Consider the following 11,664-nt stretch of genomic DNA (forward strand, 5'->3'; position numbering starts at 1 on the left):
AACGAGAGAATCAGGGATTTGGGCGAGCTTATTAGAAATCTTTATCAACAATGGGGAGTGATCTGCATCGAACTTTTTCGCTCGAACACCCCAAAAAGCTTATGCTGTAAGGAGTTCAGCCAGCTTGTCCCCCTGTCAGGGGATAGTGACCAACAACTCCTAAAATTTCAGGACTCTGGGAAAGAGATGCTGCTCTCTTTTTGGCTAATAATTCGTCATTTTCATCATTAGTAATGACAACTTTTAATCCCTTACCATTAATCGCTTTTTTATTGATAAAATTTTGATCTGGAAAATACTTGAGGAATGGATCATTGTCATTTAAAAGTCCCAGATTAATTTTTGTTTGTAATTGTGCTACTCCTCGTAACATTTCTTTTGCTCGACTATCACCATCATCATCATTAAAGTCATTTTGATTTTTGGGAATACTAACAGCAACAGCAATCGTGTAATATTGCATTTTATTGGCTTCTATTAAAGCATTATTTAAGTAAATTAACGTTTCTGTATCTAGCCTATCCTGTTGCCATGCGTCCTTAAATCTTAACAGGGCTTTTTGATAATCACACTGTGCAAAATATTCTGTACCTTTCTTCTTGTTAAACGATTGAGAGTAATTAAGAACTTCTTCTCCTTCACTAATAAAGTCGCCCGTTTGTTTTGGACAATTAGATGGAATTAATCGAGTAATAATACCAGGTCGATAAATGGCAATTAAACCTACAACTGCTATTGATGCTATTCCTATGCTAACTGGCAGATTTAATTTGAAATTTTGGGGCTTTAAAGTTCTTATAAAATGCAAAATTTGATCCATTAAAGAAGCTTTCACTTTTTTCTCAATGAACTGAATATCCTCATCCCTGAGTCCATAGATAATTTGCAGTTTCTTTAAACTCTCTCTATCTCTGCTGCTCAATGGAGTATGATTAGCAGCAGCTATTATTTTCCGAAACGCATTCCTATATTTCTTGATATTGTCTCTTCGCCGTAGCAGTGGGTTAAGAACTTCTGTTTCAATCGTTCTGGCTTCATCTGGTGAGAGATTTAATTGATCTATTGTTGCATCCAAAACTGCCCTATCTGCAGCAGAAAAGTCTTCCTCCTTAAAACAATAATCTTTAATATCCTCATCATTCCACTTTTTAATAATATCCTCAACTATTTTACGATACTTAAATTTAGGATCATTAGCAGCAAGAGGAGATCTGGCCAAATAAATAGTATCATCTCCTTCAAGAGAAAGATAAAATTTGGGAGTCATTGCCGGGGCAGCTTCCTTTACTCGTTCGCTGGCATACTCATGCAATTCATTAACAGAAATTAATTGATCACCATCCTTATCTGCTGCACCAGTTTCAATTCCTTCAACTAGATATTTTGTATAGATGGACAAATCGTTATCTTCCGACTCAAAAGAATATTCAATTGGACTAGAAGAGGTTAAAATCGCCCTTCCTTTACCTCCTAATTCCTCTTGAATGTTAAGTTCCCCTTTGATTGGCATTCCCTGAACCAATGCTCCGCTAAAACAGCAGTCGAGAATAATTATCTGCCTTTGGGAACGACTATCTGTGATGTACTCTTGAAGTTTACTTGCCGCTAAAGCTGTTGCAAGAGAAAAATTTCCCTTCTGATCACGCCCAGTGTCTCTTGTACTTAGAAAAAATCTAGCCTTTTGATCTTTAAGTCCATGCCCAGTAAAATATAAAAGCACCAAATCATCTCGCTGTCGATCAGCAAATAAAACCTCAACTGCTTTTTCCATGCTCCCTTTGTCTGGGTTAGGCAAAACTGTAACCTGATCAAAGGCTCCCATGTCTGGATGCTCTAATACTCGGCGCATTGCTTCAACGTCTAGAATGGCACTAGAAATTGGGCGCAATCCTTCGGAATACTCGCTCACACCAATTAACAAAGCAATTTTTGCCATAATACCTTCTTTAACCTGAGATAAAGTCTAGAGCGGCTTTAATAGCCATTTCCAATTCTTCTCGACTGTGAGCCTTAACCGTCAACTTGCGACCATTGGCCTCTACCGACAATTCTATCGGTTTACCTCCCAGGCGATCACCCAGAAATCCTAACAGTTTTTTGCCATTAGCGGGGTTAACTTCGGTCATTAAGATTCCACCCAAAAAACCGCCCAATGACTTATTACCTTCAGGGGGATTGGGATCAAGAATGCGTTTAACCGATTCAACTTCATCTGCCTGTTGTAGTTCTGTCAGTAATACTTGGGCCTGTTCGTCGCGTTCTTCAGGCTCCAGGTTAGGATCGTTAAAAGCGATCAGCAATTTAATCGTAGATTTGTTACTCATAGGAAGTTGAGTTGAAATAATATAGGATAATACTAATCTTACTGAATTATGCAAATTTTACCATATAGCATCTGAAATCTAAATAAGTGATCCCATTTCATACTACCCCTTGCCGAGTGCCGATTTCTTCACTGATGTTCTGATGTTGCTGAACATAGAAGAGCGATTTTTCAACCTGCTCCAAGAAATCATAACAATTATTGTGTGTTGGGTTTCCTTACGTCAACCCTACCACTACTACAGGCTAATGGCGATAATTCCGCATAGAATCTGAAATCTAAATAAGTGATCCCATTTCATACTGCCCCTTGCCGAGTGCCGATTTCTTCACTGATGTTGTGATGTTGCTGAACATAGAAGATCGATTTTTCAACTTGCTCCAAGAAATCATAACAATTATTGTGTGTTGGGTTTCCTTACGTCAACCCAACCTACAGGCTGCAAATTTTTCCCAGGGAATTAAGTTGGCTAACTTTTATCTTTCCCAATAAAACAGGGAATTAAAAGATAGCGATCGCAATTTTAATTCCCTGTTGAATTCGTTGTCGGGATTGAGGCGAAATTGCGCCATAGGGACCTTGTTCGAGATAAACTTGGCGAATCGCTGAGATATTGTCGCATAAGGCCAGAGAATCTGTTAAGAGTCCACCTTCTCCCGCTTCGATCAAAATACGGGTAGGGGTTTCTCCACCGGTTAAATCGCTGGTCAAGGGAACAACCAAAACACTGCTAGAAAGCTGATTCCTGACATTGATAGAAACGACAACAGCGGGGCGTTTTTTGGTGTCTCCTATGGTTTTAAGGGCGCGAATTAAATAAATCTCTCCTTGGTGGGGATAATTGTCATCTTCCATGTTAGAGTCCTTCCGGGTCGAGGATTTCTTCCATTTGGGTTTGGGCGAATTCTCCCCAGTCCAGGTCAAATTGCCGTTCAGTTGGTTTTTGGGTTTGGTAGAAGGTGCGTAACTGGTTTTCTATCTGCTGTCGGTGCCACAGTCGCAATCCTTCTTCGACAGCAGCAGAGCGATTCTCCGTCAATTGGTCAATATCTTGAAGCAATTTAGAATCGACGGTAATAGAGATCCGTTGTTTGGTGCTTGATTGGGTCATGGGTCAGGAGATGAGGTAATATTATTTATATGATAATTTATCATATGAAAATCCCGCCTCGGTTTTCAGGTTCGGGGCTTTGTCGGATAAGATACCGCTCATCAAAAGTTAACTATGGGATTTCATTGGTGACAACTTAAGCTTGTAACAGAGATGTCAAGGGAGGGAGCGGTAATGATTTGGTAATATTTGAAAATAAAGAATAACGCAGAAAAATGGCTGAGAAAACTGAAAAATAAGGGTAATGCTGTCAGTGTAACTTAAGTGCGTACAAACTTATAATAGATTTGCCAACTCGATTTATTGGCTCTTCTGGTTTATGTGTGGAAACGAGGTCTATACTGATAGAATATCCGCAAAATAGCCCTAAAAGTCTTGCCCGATAAGCATTTCACGATTCCATAAGCAAAAATTATCACACAAAGTCGAGAAGAGCCGATTAATTTAGCAATTAAGCTAATGACAGAGGAGAAATTCAATTCTGAAGGCCTTTATAACGATGTTCCCCAAATTTTGCTAGAGTATGCCACCAAATTGTCTTTAACTCCAGAAAGCTACCGCCAAAAAACTGAAGGGGCAATTTTACTTGAAGAAGCTGCCAGAGTTGACATACCCCACGCCGTAAACGGACGTGGATTCTTCTAGCATCACTGCTGAGAATTTCTGGCTCAACGATGTGGACTTGAATTAGATTCCTGGCGAAATCCAACCCAGAGGTGGTTCTCTCCTCAGACTTTCGCGACCTTACAGAAGCCTGTTTTCGTGTGCCCCACGATACAGTTCAAAACCTCTAAAATAATTGGTTTCTCTGGTACTTGACGCTTAGAGCTTTTACCTATAGGAGCATTCCCCTATAGAACCCCATAACTCTAGTTTTCAAGGTGCGTTCATCCTGCGATGACTGGGTTTTTTAAGCGGTTGCTTACCCTGCCCGCTATTCTTAATATCATACATCATATAAAGTCGCCCTAAAAGGGCGAGGCTTTCAACCCAATTTTTCGGTAATTATTGGGTTGTCTCGACGGAAGAGGAAGAAGTGGACTTGTTGAACCAAGAATCCCGAAGCGCTTAGTGCGATGGGAGCGTCAGTGTCAAACAAACTCAGAACAGAGGATATCACTTTTCTACAATTCCTGTGAACGGTTGAATAAAACCATCCACACCGACAAAGGAGGTGAGGGGCGACCAGTGTAAAATATCCTCTAAAATTGATTGATAGCCTTGCACATTGGGATGAAGTCCATCTGCCATTAATCTTTCTTGGCACCACAGATCACCCCGGTCCATCCAGAGATCAAATAAATCGAGATAGGGAATATTTTGCTCTAGACAAGCTTGTTTAGTGGTTTCTTTAAAACGATACTGATCGCGATGGTTGAAGTAAAAGCAATCTAAAAAGGGCATTTTCCGCTCATCCACGGGAATCATACCTATAAACAAAACCGGGCAAAGAGAACGGGCCCGGGCGAGTAAATGTTCGATTTGAGTTTGAAAAAGATCGTGATCGGTGTAGGTGCGACCATCGGGCCGGCCCAAGCGGGCTGTATCATTAACACCGACGGAGAGAAGAATCAGGTCGGGGAGACGATTGCGAATTTCCCCCCTGAGACGAAATTCCTGTTCTAAACGTTCGGACACTTGTACCACTCGATCGCCGCGAATACCCAAATTATACAGGGCATGACCGGCACTTTCCATCCACAAACGACGTAGGCGCTCGGCCCAACCGCCACCCACGGGGTCGCCATAGCCATAAACAAGGCTATCTCCTAAAGCGACGATTTTGAGGGGATGGGTCATGATTGCGTCTTTGTCTTTAGTAGGAGGAGGAAGAGTTTGCATGATCGCTCGATCGAATCGGTTGTCCTTTACACTTGTAAACGAATTTGGTTAAACTGTCCGTGTATTATACTACATTAGAAATTTTTTCCTGCCAGTTAACTCATCTGATATCAGCCAAGCACCAGCACTGACCAGTATAAAACAAGGCCGCCCGATGATCATTCCTTGCCTCCGAGTCATTGCCTGGCTAAATCTACTATAAAATTTATGATTAAAACCTAGATAAATTGATGACTACTCGTTTACGACGTGCGGTTCAAGACCGAGAATTTTTGATTACAGCCGAGATTACTCCCCCGAAAGGGGGTAATGCCAGTCATATGCTAGAAATGGCCCTCTGGCTAAAAAATCGCGTTCATGCGGCTAATATTACCGATGGCAGTCGCGCCGTAGTGCGAATGTCCTCTCTGGCTGCCTCCGCTATTCTCTATCAACACGACATCGAACCCATCTGTCAAATGGCCTGTCGCGATCGCAATGTGATCGGATTACAAGCAGATCTCATGGGCGCTCATGCCTTGGGATTGAGAAATATACTAGCTTTAACCGGAGATCCCGTCAAAGCAGGAGATAACCCCCAGGCTAGAGCAGTTTTTGACCTAGAATCGGTACGTTTGTTAAAATTGATCGATAAATTAAATAAAGGTTTTGACTTTAACGATAAATCTTTACCCGATGGCTCCCTAGAACTTTTTGCCGGGGCTGCCGTCGATGTGCAGTCAAAAAGTTGGTCTGGTCTTCAACGCCGTTTTGAGCGTAAAATCGAAGCGGGAGCGCAGTTTTTTCAAAGTCAATTAGTTACGGATTTCGAGTGCCTTGATAAGTTCATGCAGCAGGTGGCCTCGCTGGCCGATAAACCGGTTCTAGCGGGAATTTTTCTGTTAAAATCAGCTAAAAATGCCGTATTTTTAAATAAAAATGTGCCTGGGGTACAAATTCCCGATCATATCATTCAAAGACTCGCCGACGCACCTCATCCCCTCGAAGAAGGCATCAAAATCGCCGCCGAACAAATAAAATTAGCCCAGCAGTTATGTCAAGGTGTCCACATCATGGCGATTAAACGAGAGGATTTAGTCCCGAAAATTCTCGATCTGGCTGGTATCCCGCCAATACATAACTAAGATTAAAAGTCAATAGTTTTTATAAAAAATTAACTTCCATTTTGACTAGCGGTCTTTTGACAAGAATTCTACCCCTAACCTAGGATGGTAAGGCTCAAAGCATCTTCGGGGTTAAAAGCATGGATTCCAATCTAGGTCAAGAAAAAGAGAATAGTTGTGGTAATTCCGGGCGAAAATGGTTGTCGATCGGTATTGCTCCCACCGGTATAATTTCTATTGGCATTGTTCCCATGGGCGTTATTTCCATCGGTATTGTTCCTATGGGAATAGTTTCCATTGGAACCGTGGCCATGGGGACAATTGCGGCCGGTTTTGTGTCCATGGGACTTTTCAGTATTGGTAGCGTTGGGATGGGATTAAATAACGGCCATTTTTCCAATCTTAATTCTCCCCCTGCTGAATCTCCCCATAAACATCATCAGCATTAAAATCAAGATTTGACTAGCAATCATGAATTATTCCATCCGTGCTGCCGTTGCTACCGATGTCAAGGCTATTTTTGACTTAATTGTTGCCTTAGCGGCCTATCAAGAACTCAGCCATTTAATGACAGGAAATAGTCAAGCTTTAGGGGAGCATTTATTCGGAGAAAAACCCGACATCGAAGCATTGGTGGCGGAAGTAGAGGGTAAAATAGTCGGTTTTGCCCTATTTTTTACTAACTATTCCACCTTTATCACTAAACCGGGGATTTACCTAGAAGATATCTTCGTTTTACCCGATTATCGCAGTCAAGGTATCGGGAAAGCTTTACTAATGGCTGTGGCCAAAATTGCCGTCGCTAGGGATGCAGGACTTTTAGAATGGACTGTCTTAGAGTGGAATCAACTGGCGATCGATTTTTATGGAAAAATGGGGGCTAAGGTCTTCCAAGAGTGGCAAATTTGTCGCCTCACCGGGACCGCTTTAACCCAATTGGGTAATAGCGATCAATAATTCAGACCCGATGAAAAAATTTTCACCCCCACAGATGAAAGAGGTTTCTTTCCCTACACCCTACACCCCACTTCCCACTTTCAAGTCAGTCCCTTTGTCGAGCCTGGAACTTTGTGATCGATCGAGACTCCTTGCTATACTATACCTCTGACACTGGCTTTCCTCATTGGTGCAGAATGCAACCCACAGACTCGAATAAATTTACTGAACAAGCTTGGGATTCGATCGTTAAATCGCAAGAAATTGCGCGACGCTTTAAAAATCAGACCTTAGAGGTGGAACACGTTATTATTGCCCTCCTAGAGCAGAATAACGGTCTAGCCACCCGGATTTTACAAAAAGCTAATATAGAAATTCCGCGACTGCAACAACAGCTAGAAGTCTTCACCAACCGACAGCCGAAAGTGGCCATCGTCGATCAATTATATCTAGGTCGTGGTCTCGATCTGCTGCTCGATCGAGCGGAAGCATCCAGGGAAAGTTGGCAAGATAAATTTATCTCCGTCGAACATCTTCTCGTCGGTTTTGCCGAAGATGAAAGGGTTGGCCGGAAATGTTTACGCACTTTCAATCTTGACCCCCAAGATTTAGAATTAGCCATCAAAGCAATTCGCGGCACTCAAAAGGTTACTGAACCCAATCAAGAGGAAAAATACGAAGCTTTAGATAAATATGGCCGGGATTTAACAGCGGCGGCCAAAGAAGGCAAATTAGACCCAGTTATCGGTCGTGATGAAGAAATTCGACGGGTGGTGCAAGTCCTCTCGCGACGGTCGAAAAATAACCCGGTTTTAATCGGTGAACCGGGGGTAGGAAAAACCGCTATTGCGGAAGGATTGGCCCAAAGGATTGTTAACGGAGATGTTCCCGAATCTTTGAAAAATCGTCAGTTAATTTCCCTCGATATGGGAAGTTTAATCGCTGGGGCAAAATATCGAGGCGAATTCGAGGAAAGATTGCGGTCAGTCATGAAAGAAGTTACCCAATCAGAAGGGCGAATTATTCTCTTTATCGATGAACTACATACCGTTGTCGGTGCGGGTTCTAGGGAAGGTGGATCGATGGATGCGGGCAACCTATTAAAACCTATGTTAGCTCGGGGAGAATTGCGATGTATTGGGGCGACAACTTTGGATGAATATCGCAATCATATTGAAAAAGATCCCGCTTTAGAAAGACGTTTTCAACAGGTTTATATTAAGGAACCTTCCGTGGAGGATACTATCTCGATTCTCCGGGGTTTAAAAGAACGTTATGAGGTGCATCATGGGGTGACAATTACCGATTCGGCCCTAGTGGCAGCAGCTACCTTATCCCATCGTTATATTAGCGATCGTTTTTTACCGGATAAAGCGATCGATTTAGTCGATGAAGCGGCGGCAAAATTAGAGGTAGAAAGTACCACTAAACCCGCCGATTTGGAAATGATAGATCGTCGCTTAATGCAGTTACAGATGGAAAAATTCTCCTTAGAAAAAGAGGAGAAAAAAGATCGAGCTTTTCAAGAGCGTTTAGAAAGAATTATCGAAGAAATTGAGGAATTAGAAAGTAAACAAAAGCCTCTCGCTGACCAATGGCAAACGGAGAAACATATCGCCGAGGAAATTAAATTGTTACGAGAGGAAGAAGAACAATTGCGCCTACAGGTGGAACAGGCGGAACGTGCTTATGATCTCAATAAAGCGGCCCAATTAAAGTATGGCAAACTAGAAATTTTACAAGGAGAATTAGAAGTAAAAGAGAAAGAACTAGAAACTATTCAAGCTGCTGGGGCGACCCTGTTAAGACAACAGGTAACTGATGCCGATATCGCCGAAATAGTCGCCCGGTGGACAGGAATTCCCGTCAATCGTTTAATGGAATCGGAACGACAAAAATTATTAGAATTAGAGTCTCATTTACAGAAAAAAGTTGTCGGACAAAATGAAGCGGTCACGGCAGTAGCAGCGGCGATTCGACGCGCACGTGCGGGAATGAAAGATCCCTCCCGTCCGATTGGTTCATTCCTATTTATGGGACCCACAGGAGTGGGTAAAACCGAGTTAGCGCGGGCCTTGGCGGGGTTACTGTTCGACTCCGAAGAAGCCATGGTTCGCATCGATATGTCGGAATACATGGAAAAACACGCGGTTTCGCGGTTAATCGGCGCTCCTCCGGGTTATGTGGGTTACGAGGAAGGGGGACAACTATCGGAAGCAGTGCGTCGTCGTCCCTATTCTGTGGTTTTATTGGATGAAGTGGAAAAAGCCCATCGCGATGTTTTTAACATTTTATTACAAGTGCTTGACGATGGGCGCATTACCGACTCTCAGGGGCGCGTGGTGGATTTTCGGAATACGATTATCGTCATGACCAGTAATATTGGCAGTGACCATATTTTAAATGTTTCCGAAGATGCCGATTATGAGGAGATGCGGAAACGGGTTTTAACAGCTTTGCGGAGTCATTTTCGTCCCGAATTTTTGAATCGTATCGACGATTTAATTATTTTCCATACCCTGAAAAAAGAAGAATTGCGTTACATTGTTCGTCTGCAATTACAGCGTCTGGAAAGATTATTAGCAGAACAAAAAATCAATCTGGAATTAACTGCGGCAGCAGAAGATCATATCGTTACTGTTGGTTACGATCCCACCTACGGTGCGCGACCTTTAAAACGCGCTATCCAACGGGAGTTAGAGAATCCTTTAGCCACAAAAATTCTCGAACAAGCCTTTATGGAAGGGGATACGGTAGTAATTGATTGTCTGGATGAAGTGTTAAGTTTTAGCAAAAAGGAGCTAGAAAAGGAAGGGCAAACATTAGAATTAGCCGTGGTTAACCTCAGTTCGGATTAAAACCAGATAGGGGATATATTCCCCCTCTGAGTTGACCGTAAAAGCCAAAAATGTTGGAAAAGAACCCTATTTTTTCCCTTGAACGAGAAGGGGATTAGGTGGCACTCGCGGCGGCTAGATTTCCCGAAGATTATGGCACACTTGTCACAAAAATTCGAGAAGCTCCGAAAGTGCTTTTCTTGTTGGTTCAATAAGAAAAAACACACCGCTAACACTTCGAGAAGGGAAAACTTGCCTGATAAAGGCTTTTTCTTGATCGAAAAATTAGCGGTAATTTGTTTTTATTTACACAAGTTGCTCGTGGTTTGATAAATTTCTATATCACGATAATGTCAAGAAGATTTACCAATGAAAAGTAGGGAACCGCTGGGATATCCCCTCGTTTACTAAGACATCGAAGACCGATGACGGAAAGATGTTTCCATTCAGCTAATTTCTAAGCACGAGTAGAGGGTTTTTTCAGCCTAGAGGCTAACCCCAATCCGCCTAGTCCTAACAAGGCAACAACGGAACCCGGTTCAGGAATATTAGTAGGGGGAGGGGGAGGAGTGTTTACTGTCCCGTTAACGCTGAATTGAAAAGCGTTAGCTATAGTAGAAGTAGTCCAACTAACTCCTTGATTACCACTAAAAAGGGAACTATTACCAATCGACCAGCCAGGCTCCCCTGTTTGGTCGAAAGAGTTGGTACCACGCCATGAATATTCTCCACCAGTGCCGACTGGGGCATCAATCCCAGCAAGCAACCAGAAGGAGGTATTAGCGGCTAATGTTTGCGGAGTAGTAAGGGTAAAGACGGTGTCGGCTCCGTCGGGAAAGGTAGTGCTAATGGACGCAGGGTTAATAAAACTGGTTATCAGATTACCAAGTACCCCAGCGTTGTTTTCATAGAGACGGACAAATAAATTGGCATCTGCAGTGACTTGCCGGAACCGAAGAGTGACCGAGTTAAGAGTATAACCACTGCCACCGCCAGTTGTAAAACTTGAACGTAGCCATGAATTAGTTTGTACTGCGCCTCCTATAGACAGACTTGAAGTTGTTGGAGGTAGGTTGCTAACGAGGGTGGTGGCAGAAGCTTGTTGTCCTAAGCTCAAGGAAAGAAGGAGAGCAAGGCTACCCCCTCCCATTTTCGCCAAAAGTTGCTGATTTTTAGTCATTTTTAAAACTCTAAGGTTGAAAAGGATAGAGTTGATCTCGATTGATGGTCTATCTTCTGAGGGCTGCCTCAGAAGATAATCCTTGCAACAATTTAGCACAGATTCCTAGCTTCCTGGAAGGTAAATCGGCAACATTTATCTCAAATGTCGGGGTGAAGATCCTCACTTTCAGAGCTATCCATTAGTCGGATCTTTCTTAACAAAAAGAGAAGAAACTTAAAAAAAGGGGAAACGATTGATAGGTATAGTTTTGAAAGAAGGAATCAAGGTGGAGGTAAGCAAAAAAATGGAGAAATGGGCAGCCCAAGAATTACAGTATGCAGACCTAGGGG

The 11,664-nt window shown here is 42.7% G+C and carries 10 protein-coding genes and 1 pseudogene; 4 read left to right on the top strand and 7 right to left on the bottom strand.

Annotated features, from left to right (window positions below):
* Positions 1 to 139: 139 nt before the first annotated feature.
* The 6 genes and pseudogenes from IM473_RS14740 to IM473_RS14765 all read right to left on the bottom strand — a co-directional run.
* Positions 140 to 1,936, bottom strand: a pseudogene (locus IM473_RS14740) (caspase, EACC1-associated type); the annotation flags it as partial.
* 10 nt (positions 1,937 to 1,946) lie between these two features.
* Positions 1,947 to 2,324, bottom strand: coding sequence for a hypothetical protein (locus IM473_RS14745; protein WP_287659616.1), 378 nt, complete (start codon positions 2,322 to 2,324; stop codon positions 1,947 to 1,949).
* Between the two features lie 500 nt (positions 2,325 to 2,824).
* Positions 2,825 to 3,178 carry a type II toxin-antitoxin system PemK/MazF family toxin gene (locus IM473_RS14750; protein ID WP_158202013.1) on the bottom strand — a complete coding sequence of 118 codons (354 nt, stop codon included), beginning with the start codon at positions 3,176 to 3,178 and terminating at the stop codon, positions 2,825 to 2,827.
* A gap of 1 nt (position 3,179) precedes the next feature.
* The gene (locus tag IM473_RS14755) at positions 3,180 to 3,434 is read right to left on the bottom strand and encodes a ribbon-helix-helix domain-containing protein (RefSeq protein WP_271972564.1); all 255 of its coding nucleotides are present in this window, start codon (positions 3,432 to 3,434) and stop codon (positions 3,180 to 3,182) included.
* 475 nt (positions 3,435 to 3,909) lie between these two features.
* Positions 3,910 to 4,143: a hypothetical protein gene (locus IM473_RS14760; protein WP_287690507.1), complete on the bottom strand. Its 234-nt coding sequence runs from the start codon at positions 4,141 to 4,143 to the stop codon at positions 3,910 to 3,912.
* A gap of 407 nt (positions 4,144 to 4,550) precedes the next feature.
* The gene (locus IM473_RS14765; protein WP_287659618.1) at positions 4,551 to 5,276 is read right to left on the bottom strand and encodes a GDSL-type esterase/lipase family protein; all 726 of its coding nucleotides are present in this window, start codon (positions 5,274 to 5,276) and stop codon (positions 4,551 to 4,553) included.
* Between the two features lie 230 nt (positions 5,277 to 5,506).
* On the opposite strand from IM473_RS14765, the gene IM473_RS14770 reads away from it, so the two are divergent.
* From IM473_RS14770 to clpB, 4 genes are all read left to right on the top strand, one after another.
* Positions 5,507 to 6,400 (top strand): methylenetetrahydrofolate reductase, encoded by an 894-nt coding sequence (locus IM473_RS14770; RefSeq protein ID WP_287659619.1) that lies wholly within the window; start codon positions 5,507 to 5,509, stop codon positions 6,398 to 6,400.
* A gap of 119 nt (positions 6,401 to 6,519) precedes the next feature.
* A complete protein-coding gene (locus IM473_RS14775; protein WP_002759516.1) occupies positions 6,520 to 6,828 on the top strand; it encodes a hypothetical protein in 309 nt (102 codons plus the stop codon).
* Between the two features lie 22 nt (positions 6,829 to 6,850).
* A complete protein-coding gene (locus tag IM473_RS14780; RefSeq protein ID WP_287659620.1) occupies positions 6,851 to 7,336 on the top strand; it encodes a GNAT family N-acetyltransferase in 486 nt (161 codons plus the stop codon).
* A 176-nt stretch (positions 7,337 to 7,512) separates the two neighbouring features.
* A complete protein-coding gene (gene clpB / locus IM473_RS14785; RefSeq protein ID WP_287659621.1) occupies positions 7,513 to 10,173 on the top strand; it encodes an ATP-dependent chaperone ClpB in 2,661 nt (886 codons plus the stop codon).
* Between the two features lie 436 nt (positions 10,174 to 10,609).
* Here clpB and IM473_RS14790 read toward each other — a convergent pair whose 3' ends face one another.
* Positions 10,610 to 11,332 carry a choice-of-anchor R domain-containing protein gene (locus IM473_RS14790; RefSeq protein ID WP_287659622.1) on the bottom strand — a complete coding sequence of 241 codons (723 nt, stop codon included), beginning with the start codon at positions 11,330 to 11,332 and terminating at the stop codon, positions 10,610 to 10,612.
* Between the last annotated feature and the right edge of the window lie 332 nt (positions 11,333 to 11,664).

Source organism: Microcystis sp. M015S2 (assembly GCF_020245945.1).
In the GTDB taxonomy this organism is placed as follows: domain Bacteria; phylum Cyanobacteriota; class Cyanobacteriia; order Cyanobacteriales; family Microcystaceae; genus Microcystis.